The 18,772-nt window shown below is 43.9% G+C and carries 23 protein-coding genes; 8 read left to right on the top strand and 15 right to left on the bottom strand.

Going from position 1 to position 18,772, the window contains the following annotated elements; all coding sequences use genetic code 11:
* On the bottom strand, positions 1–229 hold a 229-nt coding region (locus tag HRT75_RS11000), incomplete at its 3' end, for a DUF1272 domain-containing protein (RefSeq protein ID WP_291186506.1).
* A 3-nt stretch (positions 230–232) separates the two neighbouring features.
* Positions 233–1,138, bottom strand: coding sequence for a dihydrodipicolinate synthase family protein (locus HRT75_RS10995; RefSeq protein ID WP_291186503.1), 906 nt, complete (start codon positions 1,136–1,138; stop codon positions 233–235).
* Between the two features lie 124 nt (positions 1,139–1,262).
* On the opposite strand from HRT75_RS10995, the gene HRT75_RS10990 reads away from it, so the two are divergent.
* Positions 1,263–2,144: an AraC family transcriptional regulator gene (locus HRT75_RS10990; RefSeq protein ID WP_291186500.1), complete on the top strand. Its 882-nt coding sequence runs from the start codon at positions 1,263–1,265 to the stop codon at positions 2,142–2,144.
* On the opposite strand, the gene HRT75_RS10985 is transcribed toward HRT75_RS10990, so the two are convergent.
* From HRT75_RS10985 to ruvC, 7 genes are read right to left on the bottom strand one after another with little or no spacing between them, the layout of a single operon-like run.
* Positions 2,107–2,466, bottom strand: coding sequence for an MmcQ/YjbR family DNA-binding protein (locus HRT75_RS10985; protein WP_291186497.1), 360 nt, complete (start codon positions 2,464–2,466; stop codon positions 2,107–2,109). The genes HRT75_RS10990 and HRT75_RS10985 overlap by 38 nt on opposite strands.
* 1 nt (position 2,467) lies before the next feature.
* Entirely contained in the window at positions 2,468–3,397 is a 930-nt protein-coding gene (locus HRT75_RS10980; protein WP_291186495.1) for a transglutaminase-like domain-containing protein, read from the bottom strand.
* Positions 3,398–3,438: 41 nt separating this feature from the next.
* Positions 3,439–3,801, bottom strand: a complete 363-nt coding sequence (locus HRT75_RS10975) for a DUF4260 domain-containing protein (protein WP_291186493.1) — start codon at positions 3,799–3,801, stop codon at positions 3,439–3,441.
* Positions 3,798–4,553, bottom strand: coding sequence for a cyclase family protein (locus tag HRT75_RS10970; RefSeq protein ID WP_291186491.1), 756 nt, complete (start codon positions 4,551–4,553; stop codon positions 3,798–3,800). The genes HRT75_RS10975 and HRT75_RS10970 overlap by 4 nt, the downstream gene beginning before the upstream one ends.
* A 23-nt stretch (positions 4,554–4,576) precedes the next feature.
* Positions 4,577–5,701, bottom strand: a complete 1,125-nt coding sequence (gene hemW, locus HRT75_RS10965) for a radical SAM family heme chaperone HemW (protein ID WP_291186489.1) — start codon at positions 5,699–5,701, stop codon at positions 4,577–4,579.
* Positions 5,702–5,703: 2 nt separating this feature from the next.
* The gene (locus HRT75_RS10960; protein ID WP_291186486.1) at positions 5,704–6,438 is read right to left on the bottom strand and encodes a DUF3667 domain-containing protein; all 735 of its coding nucleotides are present in this window, start codon (positions 6,436–6,438) and stop codon (positions 5,704–5,706) included.
* Positions 6,439–6,450: 12 nt separating this feature from the next.
* The gene (gene ruvC, locus HRT75_RS10955; protein WP_272831428.1) at positions 6,451–7,005 is read right to left on the bottom strand and encodes a crossover junction endodeoxyribonuclease RuvC; all 555 of its coding nucleotides are present in this window, start codon (positions 7,003–7,005) and stop codon (positions 6,451–6,453) included.
* Between the two features lie 53 nt (positions 7,006–7,058).
* Between ruvC and HRT75_RS10950 the strand changes: the two genes are divergently transcribed.
* From HRT75_RS10950 to HRT75_RS10940, 3 genes are read left to right on the top strand one after another with little or no spacing between them, the layout of a single operon-like run.
* Entirely contained in the window at positions 7,059–8,000 is a 942-nt protein-coding gene (locus tag HRT75_RS10950; RefSeq protein ID WP_291186484.1) for a hypothetical protein, read from the top strand.
* Positions 7,997–9,115 (top strand): glycosyltransferase, encoded by a 1,119-nt coding sequence (locus tag HRT75_RS10945; protein WP_291186482.1) that lies wholly within the window; start codon positions 7,997–7,999, stop codon positions 9,113–9,115. Before HRT75_RS10950 ends, HRT75_RS10945 begins: the two co-directional genes overlap by 4 nt.
* Before the next feature lie 32 nt (positions 9,116–9,147).
* Entirely contained in the window at positions 9,148–10,026 is an 879-nt protein-coding gene (locus HRT75_RS10940; protein WP_291186480.1) for a hypothetical protein, read from the top strand.
* Here HRT75_RS10940 and HRT75_RS10935 read toward each other — a convergent pair.
* The 5 genes from HRT75_RS10935 to HRT75_RS10915 are packed head-to-tail and all read right to left on the bottom strand — an operon-like array spanning position 10,016 to position 14,010.
* The gene (locus HRT75_RS10935) at positions 10,016–10,495 is read right to left on the bottom strand and encodes a hypothetical protein (RefSeq protein ID WP_291186478.1); all 480 of its coding nucleotides are present in this window, start codon (positions 10,493–10,495) and stop codon (positions 10,016–10,018) included. The two genes, HRT75_RS10940 and HRT75_RS10935, sit on opposite strands and share 11 nt — an antisense overlap.
* 1 nt (position 10,496) lies before the next feature.
* Complete coding sequence (locus HRT75_RS10930; protein ID WP_291186475.1) at positions 10,497–11,024, bottom strand: DUF255 domain-containing protein; 528 nt, start codon at positions 11,022–11,024, stop codon at positions 10,497–10,499.
* Positions 11,025–11,061: 37 nt separating this feature from the next.
* Positions 11,062–12,201: a tetratricopeptide repeat protein gene (locus HRT75_RS10925; protein WP_291186472.1), complete on the bottom strand. Its 1,140-nt coding sequence runs from the start codon at positions 12,199–12,201 to the stop codon at positions 11,062–11,064.
* Complete coding sequence (locus tag HRT75_RS10920; RefSeq protein WP_291186470.1) at positions 12,188–13,651, bottom strand: M56 family metallopeptidase; 1,464 nt, start codon at positions 13,649–13,651, stop codon at positions 12,188–12,190. The genes HRT75_RS10925 and HRT75_RS10920 overlap by 14 nt, the downstream gene beginning before the upstream one ends.
* Entirely contained in the window at positions 13,651–14,010 is a 360-nt protein-coding gene (locus HRT75_RS10915) for a BlaI/MecI/CopY family transcriptional regulator (RefSeq protein WP_291186468.1), read from the bottom strand. Before HRT75_RS10915 ends, HRT75_RS10920 begins: the two co-directional genes overlap by 1 nt.
* A gap of 105 nt (positions 14,011–14,115) precedes the next feature.
* On the opposite strand from HRT75_RS10915, the gene HRT75_RS10910 reads away from it, so the two are divergent.
* On the top strand, positions 14,116–14,619 hold the full coding sequence (locus HRT75_RS10910) for a DUF456 domain-containing protein (RefSeq protein ID WP_291186465.1): 504 nt from the start codon (positions 14,116–14,118) through the stop codon (positions 14,617–14,619).
* Here the strand turns inward: HRT75_RS10910 and HRT75_RS10905 are convergent.
* On the bottom strand, positions 14,616–15,173 hold the full coding sequence (locus HRT75_RS10905; RefSeq protein ID WP_291186462.1) for a nitroreductase: 558 nt from the start codon (positions 15,171–15,173) through the stop codon (positions 14,616–14,618). The two genes, HRT75_RS10910 and HRT75_RS10905, sit on opposite strands and share 4 nt — an antisense overlap.
* A gap of 127 nt (positions 15,174–15,300) precedes the next feature.
* Between HRT75_RS10905 and HRT75_RS10900 the strand changes: the two genes are divergently transcribed.
* From HRT75_RS10900 to HRT75_RS10890, 3 genes are all read left to right on the top strand, one after another.
* Positions 15,301–15,981: a TetR/AcrR family transcriptional regulator gene (locus HRT75_RS10900; protein ID WP_291186458.1), complete on the top strand. Its 681-nt coding sequence runs from the start codon at positions 15,301–15,303 to the stop codon at positions 15,979–15,981.
* Positions 15,978–17,639, top strand: a complete 1,662-nt coding sequence (locus HRT75_RS10895) for an ABC transporter ATP-binding protein (protein ID WP_291186456.1) — start codon at positions 15,978–15,980, stop codon at positions 17,637–17,639. The genes HRT75_RS10900 and HRT75_RS10895 overlap by 4 nt, the downstream gene beginning before the upstream one ends.
* 6 nt (positions 17,640–17,645) lie before the next feature.
* Positions 17,646–18,772, top strand: a 1,127-nt coding sequence (locus HRT75_RS10890; RefSeq protein WP_291186453.1) for an HlyD family efflux transporter periplasmic adaptor subunit, incomplete at its 3' end; no start/stop codon positions are given.

Here is an 18,772-nt window from a genome sequence, read left to right as displayed (position 1 = left end):
CGACGGGTTTATAAACTACTTGTTGACTAGGAGGATACTTCTCCAATAGGCTTTGCGGACGGATTGGCCGAGGCACATATCCACCGCCACAATTGGGACAGACCTCACGTAGCGGCCCACTGACGCAATCGCTGCAAAATGTACACTCAAAAGTGCAGATCATAGCATCAGTAGCATCTACTGGAAGCTTTTTATTGCAGTTTTCGCAAGTCGGTCGGATCGCTAGCATCTCTTAATAATTAGGAAGTGAAGGCCTATTCGCTAAACCTTCTTTTATGACATTAAGTACGTGTTCACGCTCTGCTCCCGCTAAAGGCAAACGAGGGGCACGGACCCATTCTGAGCCCAGATCCACTGCAACCTCAGCCAACTTAATGTTCTGAACTAATTTAGGGTTAATATCCAACTCCAGCAACGGTAAAAACCAACGGTAGATGGCTAAGGCCTCATCAATTCTTCCTTGTTTTTGCAACTCATAGATCGCTACGGTCTCCTTAGGAAAAGCGCAAACCAAGCCGGCGATCCAACCATCAGCTCCCATGAGCAAACTCTCTAAAGCCAAGGTATCTACACCAGTCATGATCTTTAATCGATCTCCGAAAGCATTCTTAATACGCGTAACATTGGAGATGTCTCGCGTGGACTCTTTAACCGCTTGTATGTTATCACATTCCAACAAGGACTCAAACATCGGCAAGGTTACCTCTATAGCGTAATCTACTGGGTTGTTATACACCATAATAGGTAAGTCCGTGCTATTTGCCACTGCCTTGAAGTAAGCCACCGTCTCCAAAGGCCCTGCCTTATAGCGCATGGGCGGTAACATCATCAGGGCATTAGCGCCATCTTCCTGAGCTTGCTGTGCAGCAAGAACTGCTCCTTTGGTTGTTTGCTCTGCGATATTGATCAGTACCGGGACTTTACCATTGACAAGTTCTGAAGTATAACGAGTTAGCGTTCTCTTCTCTTCTACTGATAAAGTACTCGCCTCTCCGAGAGTGCCCCCAAGTACTATTCCGTGGACACCTGCAGCTACTTGAGCTTCAATGTTTTTTGCAAATAGCGGAAGGTCCAATTCATCACTTTTGGTGAACTTGGTGGTTACCGCGGGCATCACACCCTGCCATGCTACTTTCATATTAATTCGGTTTTAATAGATTCAAAAATACAACTCAAATTGTGCACTCTATCAGCATAATTTTTCCATTTTTCCTACTATTTTGCCTAGTTTTGACATAATATAATTAATAACAAGACAATAAGTGAGAGGTTCTAAAGTACTTCCATTCACAATTCCAAAGTCTGAAAAGGCTTCAATAACGGTACAAAGAGACCGTCAGTCAGCCTTTTACGGTCATCTACACCAGCATCCTGAGACCCAATTGAGTCTGATCCTTTCCGGAAGCGGCACGCTGTTTTGCGGCAATACCTTAGTTCCGTTTCAACCTTACAGCCTCATCTGCGTACGGGGAGATAAACCGCATTTGTTCCGCAGTGAGCCCAATGATGGTCAAGCTGTTGAGCGAATATCCATCTTCTTTTTAGAGTCCTGGTGGTCTGCGCTTTGCGAATTGACTCCGGAGATAGCTCAATTGCAAATGCCCTTTAAAGACGATTGGGCAGGTTGGTTTTTGAACGATGTGGATCTGAGCGTTTATAATCTTATGGACGGTTTGGAACACCTCAGCTCCGCAGTTAAATTCGAACAGTTTGTGACTCTGATCGCCAAATTGAGTAGACAAAAAGTACAGGTCATTCGCGAAAGTTCTGCACGACCTAACTACCGCGGAGAGGATTCTGATCGTATGAGTCAGATCATTGAATACACCATGAATCACTTTAAAGATCCTATCTACCTGGCAGACATTGCCGATAAGATTGCGCTAACACCTTCCTCCTTTTGCAAGTACTTTAAAAAGCGTACCGGGAAGTCTTATGTGCAATTTCTCAATGAAATTCGTTGTGAAGCGGCAAGAAATCTGCTAACTCAAGAACTAGAGCTCAGCATGCCAGAAGTCGCCCTAAAAAGCGGTTATAATTCCATGGCCAACTTTAACAGACAGTTTAAAAAGTATCAGGGTATGTCTCCCTCTAGCTACCGCAAGATCAAAGTGATTCCCACTCTTGACGGAGCTTCTTACTAAACTTAGCCACAACGAGTTCGTAGGAGTGATCAATCAATTCACGGATCAACTCAGGCGGCAAACCAGCATCTATCAAAACCGTGTTCCAATGCAATTTGCTCATATGGTAACCGGGCAGGATAAGCCCATCGTATTGTGCGCGTAGTTCAACGCTTCTGTCAGGATCGCATTTTAAGTTGGCTTGTGCGGGCAAGCGTTCCAAACCTGAAAGCGCAAACATCTTCCCCATAACCTTAAAGACCAAGGTCGATTCATCAAACGGGAAGGACTCGGTCACGCCTTTTTTGGTTAAACAGTATTCTCTAAAAGCCTCGATATGCATCTCAATCAATTTTATACACCACACCGGGGCGCTCGTTAAAATGTACAATGAGAAATTGAGCTCCTAAGGGAATATCCAACTCAAACTCGTAGCATTGATCTGCTGCATTCCAATTTGCGGCCAACGACCTCATTGAAGCGCCATCAACACTGATACCTAGTGCAGTCTCTTGGGGTATGGGTAAGCGGAATTGCCATTTGCCAGAACTCGCTCCGCTGTTTAAAATCCCAGTGGATGGTAAAAGTGATTCGTACAGTATTAGGGAATCATCTACAATTATGGGCATAGATTCAAAAGTGGTCCTGTCTATTGGCTGGGCAAGTAATTGATCCTCTGCCAAAAGCGGGAAATGGGTAAAGATGAATTGCTGCGGATTCGATTGAAAAAATCGATAGGTAGGATCCTTTTCAAAACGATCGGTATAGCGACCAGCTCCCCAAGTGGCGTCAAATAAATAGGCGGTGCCGTCAATCAAGGCTATATTCCACATATGATTGACATCGAACTCGCGCCCGATATCAGTCAATGAGGCTTTAGAATCCCCACGTACCAAATAAGAGGTCACTCCGGTGAGTTCACAGAGGCGTTCAAACAAAAAAGCGTAGCCTTCACAAACCGCAACGCCCGTATCAATGACCCGATTGATCAACTGTTGTCTAAACTTTTCCTGCTTTTTGTTGCGCTCTGTCACGGTTGTGAAACTGTAATCTAAGGCTTTGTATTCGTTGGGATCATAGGCGATATTGTTGATGATCCAGCCGTAGATCGCTCTGAGTTTTTCTGCTTCTGAATTAAAATCTCTATTGATAAAACCCGCTATTTGCTCGACAGATTCGGCCTGTCTAGGATACAGCTGAATCACTGCGTCTACGCGCTCAAAATCCGTTTGCGAACAAGCAGGAGTCGTGCTTAAAAAAAACACGAGTATCATTACAAAGGACAGCAGATTTTTCAAAGGATGCATTACTGAAATTAAGCGTTATTCTCTTTACCAACTGGTCCCAGGTGCGTGTTTTGAAAACTGTCTGGATACTTCAATCCATAACCCAGAATACGGTCCATAGCAGAATGACCAAACAGGATACAACCCGCAAGCAGAAGCTCTTGACTCTCTATAATCACTCCAAACAAATAAACTGCTAGGGCAACGCCTTTATGATGAAAGAGGTTGTAAGTCAGCGCCCCGATCTTTGGATTCACCAAATAGCCAAGCATACCGACATCTGGTGTTAAGAGTAGTGCAGGAAACCACCACCAATCGAAGTCCAAAAGGGAAAACAAATAGATCGCCAGCCCAAACTGAGCCAATTCTTCCAATTTTAAACTCAGTTTCATGATATGGATTTTATGCGATATAAGACAGGTCTGCTGGGAACAGCATCGGCTTCAATATTGGCCAATTGCATCTCCAGAACGTAGTGATCATCGGTTATGGATTCATCGGCATAAATGAATTCTGTGATCGTGGCATGTTCTCTGGGAATGCCGTCCATGTCCCAAAAGGCCCGATGCGCCTCTAATTTGCCGCCATCCTCTTCTCGATCCACAGAAGGCGTATCAATCAACAAATGTTGAATTCCTTTGCGACAGAGATAAGCCGCTGCGGCCCTGGTCAAATAAGGCCAATTGGTGTGCGAGTACTGTCGTGTTCTTTTAGTGGAGTCGTTTGGTAAAGTTCGAATCACTAAGGCTTCCACATCGGGATCTTTTAAATGATCTTGAATTAAATGCAGATCAATGATCTGATCTCCCCCTTTGGTTTCTGGCTTAATACTGATCAAACTGGCTCTGTAAAAATACCGGTGAAAAGCACGATTTACGTTTGCAGGTTCTGCCGTGATATGCCCTAAAGTTTCCGTGTGTGTTCCTTGCGCATGCGGAATGATCTGCATGCTGGTGAAATTTACTGCAGCGCCATCTTGGACAGAACCCACCCAATCGTCTAAAACCACAGGCTTAAATTCTGGATGACCCACATACCAAGCGTTGGGATTCTCCGGCCCGGATTGCATGGGAATCGAAATATCAAGGGGCTGATCCAGATCGATCTCGATCTGCCTATCAGCAATGCGAAGTACTGCGATCATAGCGTCAAGGTAAGCAATCTGACTTAAAGAAGCTTAAAAAGTTCGGCCGCTACTGCGTCAGATACAAATTTTGACGATCTAGGAACATGCAAGTCATCGCCATCCAAGAAAATCCAATTCTTGGCTTGTAATTCTGGCAATAGAGATTCTGCATATTGGCGATAAACAGCTCCAAATTCCTCAGAAATTCTAGACAGCGAAACACCTTTGGCCGTGCGTAACCCGGTCATGATGTATTCGTTGTAACGATCGTTGAGGCTGAGTTTTTCTGATTCGTGCGGACGTTTGCCGGCCTGCAATCCTTTAATATAAAGTGGGTTGTTCGAAATATTCCAACTGCGGACGTGACCCACCAGCGAATGTGCTCCCGGGCCAATGCCCAAATACGGAACTCCTTCCCAATAAGCCGTATTGTTTTGGGATTGAAAGCCAGACTTACCAAAGTTGCTGAACTCGTAATTGACATATCCAGCTTCGGAAGTCATATCCAAGAGCAAATCATAATGTGCCTTAGCCAAGGCTTCATCCACCGGAGCAATTACTCCTTTTTGAATAAAACGATCTAAGGCTGTATCAGGTTCAACCGTCAAGGCATAGCAGGATAAATGTGGCACCTTAGCATCAAAAGCGATTTGCAGGTTTTGTTCCCAGATGTCAAGCGGCATATCAGGCACGCCGTAAATGAGATCAACAGAATAGTTCTCAAAATGCTCAGCCACCAAGTTTAGGGCTTGCTCCGCTTGCTGCTGATTATGCGCCCGATTCATGAATTTAAGGTCTTGTTCTCTAAACGATTGGATTCCCAAACTGAGTCGGTTGACACCAATCTCCTTACAGGCAATTAAAAGGGATTCGTCAATATCGTCAGGGTTAGCCTCAAGGGTAAATTCAATGGCACTACTAAGTTGGTAATGAATCTGAATTGTTTCAAAAAGCTCCTCCAATTGCGCTGGCGTCAACAAACTGGGTGTCCCTCCCCCGAGATAAATGGTTTGAATAGGATCTGTGAGCTCTTCTTTGCGCAAGATCAGCTCTGCTTTCATGGCCGCAACCATACCTTCTTGATGCTTCAATGAGGTGGAAAAATGAAAGTCACAATAATGACAAGCTTGCTTGCAAAACGGTATGTGAAGATACAATCCGGCCACAATCAGAAGAACAAAACAATTAAGATAGATAAACCAAAACTCAAAGCGAGGTAAAACAAAAATGCCAAGAAAAAGACAACTACTGTTTTGAAAATGCTTAGCACTCTATTGTCTTTAAGCCAGGACGGAATCGTAAAAACCAAATACAACCCAAAAAGCAGGGCCGGAATAAAGTTGGGCTGGGTATCACTTAGTTTAAGATAGATCTGAAACAGTGTATTTATCAAAGTATACAAGCAAAGCAGATAAAAGCTAATTGCGACAAACTCGGCATAGGAGTGTTTTTTGTAAAAGAAGATCTTCAAAAAGCCTCCAAGGGTAAACACAAAAATGAACATGAAGTTGTTGATGTTGCCCGACATAAACTTACCGGCATCATACAACCATTGGATATCTGTATTTAAGGTGGTGTCTGCCTGAACACTTTTAAAAGGGTCAAACTTTAACAGACTACGGACCAAAATAAAGAGTGCAGACCACAGGATAAAATAGGCTACGGGTTTGTAATATTTTTTGCGCTGACCATTTAAATATTCCGCAAAAAGTTGGTTGGGCGTTAGCAAAAGAATCCTGTTGGTGCACCAAATTGGTGCTTCTAGTGTGAAAAGACCTGAGGCTAAATCACCAAAGGTTTCAGTAAAACTCACCTTGTGAATCCCCGAGCGCTGCCCACAATTGTGGCAGTAAGCCCCTTGAGTTAGCGTACCGCAATTTCTGCATGTGGATTGGTCTGCCATAGGGATGAGCTATTAGCCAATTCGGTCTTGATTGTCTTTGATAAAAGCTCCCCAGCCAGAATACGATTTCCCAGTGCTGATCTTCCCTGCATTGTAAAAATGACAAACGGCTGCCGCGAGTCCGTCTGTACTGTCAAGATTTTTAGGAAGTTCCTTGATTCCAAGGATGCTTTGAAGCATTTTGGCCACCTGTTCTTTACTGGCGTTTCCGTTACCGGTAATGGCCATTTTTATCTTTTTAGGCGAGTACTCGGTAATGGGCACTTCTCTAGAAAGTCCGGCAGCCATGGCAACTCCTTGCGCACGTCCTAATTTGAGCATGGATTGAACGTTCTTACCAAAAAACGGCGCTTCAATCGCGATCTCGTCTGGGTGATAGGTATCAATGAGCTGTACGGTTCGCTCAAAGATATACTTGAGCTTCACATAATGATCTGAGTATTTCTGCAATTGCAGTTCATTCAATTGCATGAATTCCATCTTTTTACCCACCACACGGATGAGTCCAAAACCCATAATGGTGGTTCCGGGGTCAATGCCTAAGATGATACGTTCAGATTTGCTCATAATATTTTTCAAGTCCATCCCCTGCGGATTGATTAAATTAGCAAACAATGGTCTTGTCAGACAAAGCTAATCAATATCTCTTAGTCGCCCTAAAATTGATCATTTTGGTGGCGATGGGATTCTTCCTTTACCAAAAGGTCTTTGAAGACAACAGCGGACAACTGGAACAGTTATGGGCCAAGCTCAGTGGCGATCTGCCTCTTTGGACTGTGGGAATTTGGTTTTTATTGAGTTTATTGAACTGGGGCCTTGAGGCCCGAAAGTGGCAATTACTTACCTTCACTACCCAACCCATTTCCTATTCTTTGGCTTGGAAGCAAACCTATGCCTCTTTGGCTGCCTCCTTGCTCACTCCGCAACGCGTTGGTGAATACGGCGCCAAAGCTCTATTCTTTGAGACTGGCAAACGCAAGCGTATCCTTTGGCTGACCTTTCTAGGGAATATGCAGCAAATGGCGGTTACGCTCTTGCTGGGAATCCCTGCTTTATTGTGGGTTAGCTTTAGTTTTGAGTTGCCCATATCTAAGCTGAATGTGGTTTTGATATTGATCGTTTTAGTTATGCTGATGGTTTTTGGTTATTTGATCCGCAAACGGCAGCTGCTTTTTCAAGGCCTCAGCTTGTCCGCGCTTTGGAAAAAAACCACAGAACTTCCCAGGGTTATCTTGAATTGGACAGTAATTCACAGCCTGCTGCGCTATCTGTGTTTTGGAAGCTTAACACTGTGGATGTTAATTGGATTTGGAGCGCCCCCGAATTTGAGCGTACTGATCCCTTTGTTGTTTGCCTATTATCTGCTCAGCAGTATCACACCCATGTTGTTGGTTTTAGACATCGTGGTTAAAAGCGGAATTGCAGTAGCTCTTTTTGGACTCGTAGGGGTGGATGAAATTAGCGTAGTAATGGCGGTCCTGCTAGGCTGGATCTTAAATTTTGGCATTCCTGCCTTAATCGGCAGTGGTGTAATTGCCGCCTATAAACGCAAAAAAGCATGATCACTATAAGCGTCATCATTTTTTTGATCTATGCCGAAATGATCTTTTGGGCGATCCGTGGGATTCAAAAGTTACCTTTAGTTACCGCGGATGCGATCCCATCCGAAGCAAGTCAAAAGGTCAGCATAGTGATCCCATTGCGCAATGAAGCACAACGCATATCGCCTCTATTAGACAGTTTAAAATTATTGCCAGATCTCCAATCCGTAGAGTTGATCTTTATGGATGATAGCAGTGAAGATTCGTCCGTGACACTAATTCACAAAGCCTTGGAAGACTCTGGCTTGGACTACCGAATTCCAAAAGTCATTAGAAAACATACCGCAGCTAAAAAAGATGCTATTACCCAAGCTATTGCACTAGCCAAACATCCTTGGATCGCTACCCTAGATGCCGATGCGATTATTCAGCCCGCTTGGTGGGATACGCTTCAAAAGGCCTTGCAGCAGACTCCTGATTTGATCTTGGGACCTATCGCACTCCAAACAGAGCAAGGACTCCTGCATTGGGTGCAAGAAGTGGAAACTGCGGGTATTTCTCAATTGGGTCGAGGTGCTGCTGGTTTAGGAAGGCCCACTGTGGCCAATGGAGCTCATTTGATCTACAGCAAAGCATGGTTTGCGTCTGTTAATGGTTTTGAAGGAAACCTACATATTGCCAGCGGAGACGATATGTTCCTGCTTAAAAAAGCTGTGGCGAGTGAGGCAAAGATTCACTATTTGAATACTGGTGAGGCTGTAGTTAAGGTGCAAGGTGCTACAAGCTGGCCCGAGTATTTTTGGCAACGCGTCCGATGGGTTAAAAAGTCTAAAGAAGTAGCCTTGCAAGGTTCCAACAGAATGGGCATCGCCGTTACTTTGGCGAACTTATGGCCCATTGTTCTGCTGTTTGGTTTAAAATTCGATTCCAGCCTAAAGACGGTTTTACTGTTCTATCTTTTTTTAAAAATCACTTTGGATTTCATTCTGATCAACTACAGAAGCTTAGCGCCTCTGCATGACGCCGCAACGAAAACCTTTGTCGCCAATCTGCTTTATCCGTGGACATTGGTGGTGATTTTGGTGCGCAGTTTAAACCACAGCTACCGTTGGAAAGGCAGAGCGTATAAAAAATAATATGTACATTTAGTTCACCTAAATCCCTGAGCATGCAACGATTAAAAGCCCTTTTGTTCGTTTTATTTCTAAGTGCGGCAAGCCTAGGTTTCGCCCAGCAGACCTACACCATCAATGGAGAATCTCTAGCCCTTAAAACTGAGGTTAGTGGAACCATTGATCTGCTGTGGAACACCTTTGACAAACAATACCGATATTTTGTAAAAAAAGACGGCCAATACTACGAACTGGTCAACACCCGCGTTGACGGAATATACCAAGAGCAGTATAAAGCTACTTTGGCGGATCTAACTGCAGGCAGCAGCCAATCCACAGACCGATTGCGACTCACTTTAGCTGGTTTGCGCAGTTTTATCAATAACTACAACGTCAGTGTGGATCCAAACTACATTTCAAATTCAGAAACAGTTGCCTTGGAGACCCGTTTGGGATTCTTTGGCGGGGTGACCAACAACCGCTACACCTCCAATCCGCAGAACGCAACGGCACCCTTAGTAGGAATTGAATTTGAAATTTTAGATAGCAAGCTCTTGCCAAGACATGCCATCGTGTTTCAGTTCAGACAGTCCTTTGCGGTGGACGATTTTGACTACTCAGCTTCACAACTATCGTTGAACTATAGATTCAAATTTGTGAAATCCGCTAAAATAGATGTCTTTGCCAATGCCCGCTTAGCCACCTATACCTATTCAAGAACAGTGATCACCGCAGTTGATGAAGCGCAAAACTCCGTGGATCAAGAAATCACAGGAGGCAATTTACAGGCTCCTATTTTACTTGGGCTTGGCGCTGACATTAAACTGGGTAAAGGCTATTTAATGCTGGCCTATAACGACATAGTTGGCTTGACCATAGATGACAATGGAGAATTCCCGGTAGACTTTACTTTGGGGTATAAATTCAATCTGTAGCCAGGATAAGAGGAAGCGTATATTGCGTAACTACAGGCACTCCTTTTTTTGTAGCAGGAGCGATGCGGTCCATCTGCCCTAAAGCCTGTTTGAGCCAAGATTCTACTTTAGGTAAATGCACGCGGGTCATGGAATCCATTTTGATCTGCTGAAGCGTGAAAATACCGCTGGTGTCTATCCGCATTTCTAACATTACGGTATCTCGCAAGGACTGAATTACACCCGGAACGCTATCTCGGATTACTCCAGAAATGGTATTGCTCAGCTCTTTGTGGAAACATTCCAATTGCACCGCTTTGGCCGCAGTCTCATCACAAGCTTTAAAAAGAGGGTATTGATCAACTTCTGCCCAATTTATGGTCGCCATTTCCTGTTCAAACAAGGTATCAGAATCGATCTTTTTAGTCTCGAAATAATCACAGGAACACATCAGCAATAAAGCGCTTGCAACAAAGAATAACAGCCTCATGCTAACGGTCTTTACCTTCCCATTGGGACATGAAGTCATCCCATTTGGTATCCTTGTAGTGCTCCTCACCTAAAAAAGTCACGATAGGTAAAAACTCCTCGACGGTTCTATACCCTTTAAAAGCTTGCAACGGATTTAAAGCTTTATCCAGCACTATATAGGTGGGATAACTCAGTTGATTATTCAAAAATGCCGCAGCCAACTCGTTATAACCGCGTCTGCCGCTAGCTACGTATTTAAACGAATAACCGCGATAATTTACAGTATCTCGCTCCTCTCCATTGAACTTGACCGCATAGTAGTTCTCATTGATATAGCTCACAAAGGCTGGATCCTTGAACGTGCTTTTGTCCATGCGCTTGCACCATCCACACCAATTGGTGTAAACGTCAATAAAGACTGGACGTGGCTCTTGAGCTACGGCCGCCTCTACTTCTTCTATGGAGATCCATTGGATTTCTTCTTGGGTTTGTGCCGAGACAACTCCGACTAAAAAAACCAACAAAACACTGATAAATAAACGCTTCATTGGGCTAAAAATAGCAAATCACAAGGGAATAAAAAATTCAATCCTTGTCCATAAAGAGCTCTTGCTTGAGATCTGAGATCCTGTAAGTGACCGTATCGATGTGACGGCCTTCCGGAAACTGTTTGGCATAAGCTTCATAATACGGAAGCACTACACTCTTGTCATCATAACGATTGTCTGCAGCAACAGCCAACTGATACTTGGCCAATTCATTCTGAGCATTTTCTGCCAAGGCTTGCTGTAAAGACTCCATTACGGCCTTGTAATTGCCTTGTCGATTATAGGTAATGGCGAGGGTTAAAAAATGGTTGTCCAGGGGTTTGTCTAAGAGCCCAATGGCAATATTGATATGCCTGCGCGCTTTTTCGGGTTCATTTAAACCGAGGTAAACCGTGCTGAGCGTATAATGCCAATTGGTGTTTTGATTGTCGTACTGATTGATCAGTATTTTGAACTGCTCCAGAGCAGGTTCATATTGGTACGTTCTGGAGTAGCTATTGGCTAAGTATTCCCGCTGTTGTACGCTAATTGTGGCAATAGAATCTAAGTGCTCAAAACTGGCTATGGCATCGTGATAGCGCTTAGTCACATACTGTTTGATACCTTGTAATTGCAGGAGTTTTGTGTTATTCGGACTTTGTTTAAGACCAGCAATTAAGAGGGTATCCACAGCCTCATACTGCTTTTTTTCTAGGAGTACTTTGGCCAGCTGATACCGAGCGTTCATGTATTGATTGTTCAATGCTAAGGCTCGCGCTAATAATGGAATCGCCGTGGAGTCTTCAGCGGCCAATCGAACCATACCCAATTGATAATAAGCGCTGGCGTTGGTGGAATCTCGCTGGATCAACTCTTCAAAAACCACTTCTGCCAAAGGCATACGCCCTGTAGCCCTTAAAAGCGATCCATATGCGAATCCCAAAGCTGGATTTTCAGGATTATCTTCATAGGCATTGCCGTAATAGACTAAGGCCGTCGCGGTATTTCCCATAGCGCGATAGGCCTTGGCCAAAGGAAGATTGGCTTGAGAAATGGGAAGCTTTTCATAAGCCTTAATGGCTTGAAGGTATTGACCTTGGGCCATCAAACTGTCTCCAACGACCAAAGCCGAAGACTGAGCTCCGGCTTTGATGCAAATCACTACGAGTATATAAAAGAAGTATCTATTCAGCAACATGGAATACTATAGGCAAGGAATACAAAACACCTACTGGCTCTCCATTTTGTTCTCCTGGTGTCATTGTAGGTAAGGTACTAAGTACACGATTGGCTTCATCTGCAAGCCCTTGATGTGGAGCGCGCGATTTAATATCCACAATCTGTCCATTAACGTCAACTTTAAAGATGGCTGCAATGCGCATGGTTCCCGTTAAACCTAGACTTTCTGGTAAGTCCTTGTTAAAGGCGTCATTGACAAACATGGATAGTTTTTGACTGAAACAAGCCTTCAGCTCCTCATTAGTACCGCTGCAACCTGGGAAAATTGGTACACGATCAACCGCTACAAAAGGTACAGGTTCTCCGTCTTGTAAATTCTGGTACTCTACAACCTGGCGTCCTTCTACTACTTTCCCTTCGGTCTCGGCTAGATACTCTCCGACAGATTCATAGACCTTATCACCTTCTTTAGCTGGCGTCGCTAAGAATTCCAGAGCTCTGCGCTCGTCTTCTGTAAGGTTCCCTTGGGCCATGATGGCTTCAGAGAGTTCCTCAATTTTGGTCATTACATCAGTGTCTGATGATTTCGCAGCCGCATCTGCTGAGGCTACAGGATTTTCCTGAGAACAGGAGGTGTAAACAACCATTACGGCCAATAAAGGTAATAGGAGGGCAAACTTGAGCAATTTAGATCTGCTGGATCTTGATTTTTGTAACATACTGATTCGTTTTTTGATTAATGAATGATTAAAAAATGTATTGATGAATGAGACATTTTCAGTTTGAAAAACTTGCGATAAAAGCTGCTGATAATACGCACTCTTACCTTTGCTAGCCGCCACCTCAGCGTCAGCCATAAACTCTTGTAGACTCGTCATGCGAGCTTGGTAGAGATAAACCAATGGGTTGAACCAAAACACGATCCGCAGCACCTCAAAAAAGAGTTGATCTAAGGTATGACGTTGACGTACGTGGACTTGTTCGTGTTGGAGGATCATCTCGCGCTGCTGAGCAGCGAGATCAGCTCCTAAATAAATCGTTCTCCAAAAAGAAAAAGCCGACTTGCTGTTGGGTAAGACTACCAAGGCAAAGTCTTGCAATCGGGTCATTTGACCCTGACGACGCAAACGTAGGATCTTGACCAATTTAATCGCAAACCAAACACCCATTACCAGTGCCCCAACTTGCCAAAGTAATTCCCAAGGAAAAACAAAGGTTTCCGGATTAGGCACGGTAGGCACAAAACCTTCGCCCCCAATAAACACGGCGGGCAATTGCACCCTAAGTTCTGGACTAATTTGTCTCCCAATAGCTGCTATTTGAATGAAAGGCAGTACCAAACTCAAAGCAGCAGTACCTAAAAGATACCAACGGTTCCAATGGAAAAAGGTCTCTTTTTTTAAGAATAGATCGTAAACCAACAAAAACAGGAGCTGAAAGATCAGCGTTTGTATGATATAATGTGCCATTAGTCTTCTTTTTGAATTTCCTTCATTACCGCTTCCAGATCGTCTATAGTCATGTCGCTGTTCTTCATAAAGAAGGACACCATACTTTTAAAGGACCCTTGGAAGTATCCATCTCTGAGCTTCTTAAGGCTGTGCTTGCTATAGGCTTCCTTACTCACTTTAGGAAAATACACATGTCCTCGCCCTTCTTTTCGGTAGTCCACAAAGCCCTTGTTCTCCAGAATTCTAATGATGGTGGAAACCGTATTATAGGCGGGTTTTGGCTCCGGGAGTTTCTCTAGTAAAGCAGCCACATTGGCTTCTTTGAGCTCCCAAAGGAGTTGCATGAGATCTTCTTCTGCTTTTGTGAGTTGTTTCATTTTAATGTTTTTCTGGATTCAAATATAACTAAATATTTAGTTTAAACTAATTTTTTAGTTAAAAAAGATTGTAACAAGTCTCAAGGGCCCGCGTCCAATGGGTATATGTTAGACATCTTTTTAGTAATTCTGGGGCTTTTACTTTGCTTCGGAGGTATTGTAGGCAGCGTGCTGCCTGTGTTGCCTGGCCCCCCGATCTCTTGGCTGGGTTTGTTGATGCTGTTTTTAACCTCAGTGATCCCGGTTAACTATTGGTTCTTGGGGATCACCTTAGCGGTAGCCATTTTAATGGTAGTTCTTGATTATGTTATCCCAGCCATAGGCACCAAACGCTTTGGCGGCAGTCGAGCCGGCGCCATTGGCACCACTGTTGGACTTGTTGTCGGGCTCATAGCTCCTATTCCCTTTGGAGTATTGATAGGTCCTTTTGTGGGTGCTTTCATAGGTGAGATCGCCTTTAATAAAACCGAATCCAATCAGGCCTTGAAGGCCGCCTTTGGTTCTTTTCTCGGGTTTTTAGCCTCTACTTTTATGAAATTGGTGGTGTGTTTTATCTACTTGGGATTCTATATTAACTACGTTTACACCTACTTTGACGGTTTCTTTTAGTACCAGGCTATATGTTGGTCTAACGGATTGCGCTCCCAAGGCTCAGGCAAATCGCCCTTTAAATATCCCATATAAAAGAAGCCCACACATTTTTCACCTTCTGCTAGGTCAATGAACTCGTTCATATATTGCATTAAGGCTGGAGAAGACCAATAACCTCCTATACCCTTATCGGTGCAAGACAACCATAAATTTTGCACGGCCATGGCAGTGGCTGCCAATTCTTCCCAATAAGGCACACGCTCATCTGGATCCTCTTGAACACAGATCGCAATAACGCAAGCCGAATCTGCAGGTTTCTTGCGGATCTTCGCCTCCTTGAACTCTGAGTAGTTGCTGATGGTATGACGGTATTTCAAGGCCAAAAAGTCACCTAATTCTGTCCTTTTCTCCTCCGAATGGAAAACTTTGAAACGCCAAGGTTGCGTCTTGCGATGGGTTGGCGCTTGGTGCGCGGCCATTAACAATTCTTCTAAGGTTTCTTTGGCGATAGGCTTATCGGCATATAAGGCTGGATATACAGATCTGCGTTTGTGAATGAGGTCTTGAATCATAGGCTTTTATTGATACTTCAAAGCTAAATAATTCTAGCGTTCTTAATAGTTTCCATTTCTTAATTAAAAGTTAAACTATTGATACTTGATAGTATTACTATTATTTTTGCGACGTATTATTTCAGATATGGAGAGATTATTTTCAAACTTAACGATCACAGTGCACCCAAAGATCTATCTAAAAGACCCTGAGTCCTCAGATTTGGGACTTCGGATTATAGAGCACAGTATTCTTTTGGTAGATGAGATCGGTTTTGAAGCTTTTACCTTCAAAAAGCTCGGCCAACGTATCGGCTCTAATGAGAGCTCTATTTACCGCTACTTTGAGAACAAGCACAAGTTGCTGTTGTATTTAACCAACTGGTATTGGGGTTGGCTGGAGTACAAATTGGTTATGGAAACTTACAGCATTAACAGCCCAAAAGACAAGCTTAAACAAGCCCTAGAGGTAATCACGCGTCCGGTTGAAACTGACGCCAGCTTCTCTCATATTGATGAGATCAAACTCGGGCAGATCGTTGTGAATGAGTTCTCAAAGAGTTACCTGACTAAAGAGGTTGATGACGAGAACAAGGAAGGTTATTTTGCCATATACAAGCGTTTGATACACCGCGTTCGCGACATGATCTTGGAGTCTTGTCCAGATTACAAGCATCCGGCGAGTTTGGCCAGTACGGTTGTGGACGGCGCGCTCCATCAGCATTTCTTGATGGATCATTTCACCTCAATTACAGATTGCAAAAAAAGCAGTCCCCCAACAGTTTTCTTTAAACATTTGGTTTTAAACACATTAAACATAGACGCATGAGTCAAAAAATAATATACACCCCTTGGAAGCGGCTTACCGAGATGCTTGAACTGGACCGCAAAGATGTACTCCAAGTGTTCTATTATGCGATCTTCGCCGGAGCAGTGAGTTTATACTTGCCGTTGGGAATTCAGGCCATCATTAACTTGATTCAAGGAGCCCAGATCAGTTCTTCATGGATCGTACTGGTGATTTTGGTAACCTTAGGTACGGCCTTTGTTGGTGCGCTACAGTTGATGCAGTTCCGCATCATTGAGAACATTCAACAGAAGATCTTTACCCGAGCTTCTTTTGAATTCGCCTATAGATTCCCTAAGATTCAATTGAGTGAACTCAGAAACTACTATCCGCCAGAATTGGCCAACCGTTTCTTTGATACCCTAACGGTACAAAAAGGACTCTCTAAAATCTTGGTAGATTTCCCTGCTGCACTGTTGCAGATCATCTTTGGGTTGTTGCTACTTTCACTCTACCACCCGTTCTTTATTGCTTACGGTATTCTTTTGTTGCTCTTCCTTTACCTGCTCTTTAGAGTGACCGCTATGCGCGGAATGAGCAGTAGTTTGGAAGAATCTAAGAACAAGTATAAAGTAGCGCATTGGATTCAGGAAGTGGCTCGAACCGTCGTGAGTTTTAAACTCTCTGGAAAAACGAGTTTGGCCTTGAGAAAGAACGACAATTTGGTTGTTGATTATATAGGCGCTCGTGAAAAACACTTTAAGGTTTTGGTGATCCAATTCATTCAGTTGATCGGTTTTAAAGTATTGGTAACTGCTGGATTGCTATTGATCGGCGGTATTCTGGTATTGAATCAGGAGATGAATATCGGGCAGTTTGTAGCTGCGGAGATCATCATCATTATCGTGATCAACTCCGTAGAGAAACTCATTACAGGACTGGAAACCATCTACGATGTTTTGACTTCTTTGGAGAAGATCGGGCAAGTAGTAGATAAAGAGCTGGAGCCGCAAGAAGGAGACGTTTCTTTCTTGAGTTCTGACCACCTTGATATCGAATTAAAAGAGATCGGTCTCACCGTTCCCGGTAAAAAACTACCAATTCTCAAAGACATTAATCTGAACCTCAAACCCGGCTCCAGAATTTGGATCAATGGAGAGAACGGTAGTGGTAAAACAACCTTACTACGTGTGATCTCTGGAATCATCCCACCAACCAACGGACAGATGTTTGTCAACTCTGTAGCGCGCAGCGCCATTCACTTGAGCAAGTTCCGCGCCTTGGTAGGACAGACCTTATCTGAAGAGTCTCCATTTGAAGGCACGCTGCTGGAGAACATCACTTTTGGTGATACCGACATTACCAGAGAACGTGTGAACTGGGCCATAGAAAATGCCGGTCTGATGGAATTCGTAAAGTCTTTGGACGACGGAATTGATACCGTACTTTATCCTGAAGGACGTCAAATTCCACTCACCATTGGAAAGAAGATCCTTTTGGCTCGAGCCATAGTACATGCGCCCAAGCTGCTCTTATTGAAAGATCCTTTAGATCATTTCAAAGCTGAGGAAGCCCGTAGATTACGTGCTTTCCTAACCGATAAATCCCACCCTTGGACCCTGATCGTTGTAAGTCAGGATGAAGAATGGGGAGAATTTTGTGACACAACCCTCACCATGGAAAAAGGTGCTATTAAATAGAAGATCATGTTAAATATCTCTCAAGAAAAACTCAATCAGAAAGTTTCTTTGGACAAGTACAAAGCAGCCGGCCTGGTTTTTCACAAAAGGCACTTTAAGTACTTCAACAGATTTCTAAAGATCTTTGCCGTAATCTTTTTAGTGGTCATGTTCTTGCCATGGACGCAAAACGTATCAGGAAATGGTTTCCTGACGACTTTAGCTCCAGATGTGCGTCCGCAGACCATACAGTCACCCATTCCAGGGACCGTAGCCAAATGGTACGTACAGGAAGGTGATTTTGTAAAGAAAGGTGATACGATCCTTCACATCACGGAGATCAAAAGTGAATATTTTGACCCGGAGTATTTGGCCCGCACTGGACGTCAGATCGATGCGAAATCCTTGTCATCAGAAAGCTATGAAAGCAAGGTGCAAGCTTTGGAAGGGCAAATTGCTGCGCTTTATCAAGAGCGTGGTTTAAAAACCCAGCAGGCTAAGATCAAGATCCAACAGAACCAGTTTAAAGTAACTAGTGACAGTGTTGACCTGATCGCTGCGCGCATCAATGACAGTATTGCCATTGCTCAGTTCAAACGAACCGAAAGTCTATTGGCAGAAGGTCTTAAGTCAAGAACGCAGTTAGAAGACAAGCGTCAAAAAGCTCAGGAAACTGCCGCCAAGCTTGTAGCACAACAAAACAAGCTTTTGGCCAGCAGAAATGAACTGATCAACTCACGCATCGAACTCAATAGAATTCAGGCAGAATACGCAGATAAACTCGCCAAGGCAGAGAGTGATAAGTTCACGGCAGCCTCGAGCAAATTCAGTACGGACGCTGAAGTTGCTAAGCTAGAGTCGCAGTATGCGAGTTTTGAGGTTCGTTCCGGACTCTACTATATCAAAGCTCCGCAAGACGGATACATCAACCGCGCCATTGTAGGTGGTGTTGGTGAGACCATCAAAGAAGGGGATCCGATCATTCGCATCATGCCAAGCGGATTCAGCATGGCTATTGAAACCTATGTGAGCCCAATTGACATTCCATTGATCCATGTGGGAGAGCAGGTACGTGTTCAGTTTGACGGATGGCCCGCGATCATCTTTAGTGGATGGCCTAATGTTTCTTACGGAACTTACGGCGGAGTTGTGGC

Origin of the sequence: Gilvibacter sp., assembly GCF_013214815.1 — a bacterium.
Classification (GTDB): Bacteria; Bacteroidota; Bacteroidia; order Flavobacteriales; family Flavobacteriaceae; genus Gilvibacter.
The sequence above is the reverse complement of the archived record's forward strand: the minus strand, read 5'-3'. Positions and strand labels throughout refer to the sequence as shown.

What these genes read in the sequence shown, in the direction of transcription:
- HRT75_RS10995 (WP_291186503.1), bottom strand. Translation starts at nt 1,138, where the DNA reads ATGAAAGTAGCATGGCAGGGTGTGATGCCCGCGGTAACCACCAAGTTC.
- HRT75_RS10985 (WP_291186497.1), bottom strand. Translation starts at nt 2,466, where the DNA reads ATGCATATCGAGGCTTTTAGAGAATACTGTTTAACCAAAAAAGGCGTG.
- HRT75_RS10980 (WP_291186495.1), bottom strand. Translation starts at nt 3,397, where the DNA reads ATGATACTCGTGTTTTTTTTAAGCACGACTCCTGCTTGTTCGCAAACG.
- HRT75_RS10975 (WP_291186493.1), bottom strand. Translation starts at nt 3,801, where the DNA reads ATGAAACTGAGTTTAAAATTGGAAGAATTGGCTCAGTTTGGGCTGGCG.
- HRT75_RS10970 (WP_291186491.1), bottom strand. Translation starts at nt 4,553, where the DNA reads ATGATCGCAGTACTTCGCATTGCTGATAGGCAGATCGAGATCGATCTG.
- HRT75_RS10960 (WP_291186486.1), bottom strand. Translation starts at nt 6,438, where the DNA reads ATGGCAGACCAATCCACATGCAGAAATTGCGGTACGCTAACTCAAGGG.
- ruvC (WP_272831428.1), bottom strand. Translation starts at nt 7,005, where the DNA reads ATGAGCAAATCTGAACGTATCATCTTAGGCATTGACCCCGGAACCACC.
- HRT75_RS10945 (WP_291186482.1), top strand. Translation starts at nt 7,997, where the DNA reads ATGATCACTATAAGCGTCATCATTTTTTTGATCTATGCCGAAATGATC.
- HRT75_RS10940 (WP_291186480.1), top strand. Translation starts at nt 9,148, where the DNA reads ATGCAACGATTAAAAGCCCTTTTGTTCGTTTTATTTCTAAGTGCGGCA.
- HRT75_RS10935 (WP_291186478.1), bottom strand. Translation starts at nt 10,495, where the DNA reads ATGAGGCTGTTATTCTTTGTTGCAAGCGCTTTATTGCTGATGTGTTCC.
- HRT75_RS10930 (WP_291186475.1), bottom strand. Translation starts at nt 11,024, where the DNA reads ATGAAGCGTTTATTTATCAGTGTTTTGTTGGTTTTTTTAGTCGGAGTT.
- HRT75_RS10925 (WP_291186472.1), bottom strand. Translation starts at nt 12,201, where the DNA reads ATGTTGCTGAATAGATACTTCTTTTATATACTCGTAGTGATTTGCATC.
- HRT75_RS10920 (WP_291186470.1), bottom strand. Translation starts at nt 13,651, where the DNA reads ATGGCACATTATATCATACAAACGCTGATCTTTCAGCTCCTGTTTTTG.
- HRT75_RS10915 (WP_291186468.1), bottom strand. Translation starts at nt 14,010, where the DNA reads ATGAAACAACTCACAAAAGCAGAAGAAGATCTCATGCAACTCCTTTGG.
- HRT75_RS10910 (WP_291186465.1), top strand. Translation starts at nt 14,116, where the DNA reads ATGTTAGACATCTTTTTAGTAATTCTGGGGCTTTTACTTTGCTTCGGA.
- HRT75_RS10905 (WP_291186462.1), bottom strand. Translation starts at nt 15,173, where the DNA reads ATGATTCAAGACCTCATTCACAAACGCAGATCTGTATATCCAGCCTTA.
- HRT75_RS10900 (WP_291186458.1), top strand. Translation starts at nt 15,301, where the DNA reads ATGGAGAGATTATTTTCAAACTTAACGATCACAGTGCACCCAAAGATC.
- HRT75_RS10895 (WP_291186456.1), top strand. Translation starts at nt 15,978, where the DNA reads ATGAGTCAAAAAATAATATACACCCCTTGGAAGCGGCTTACCGAGATG.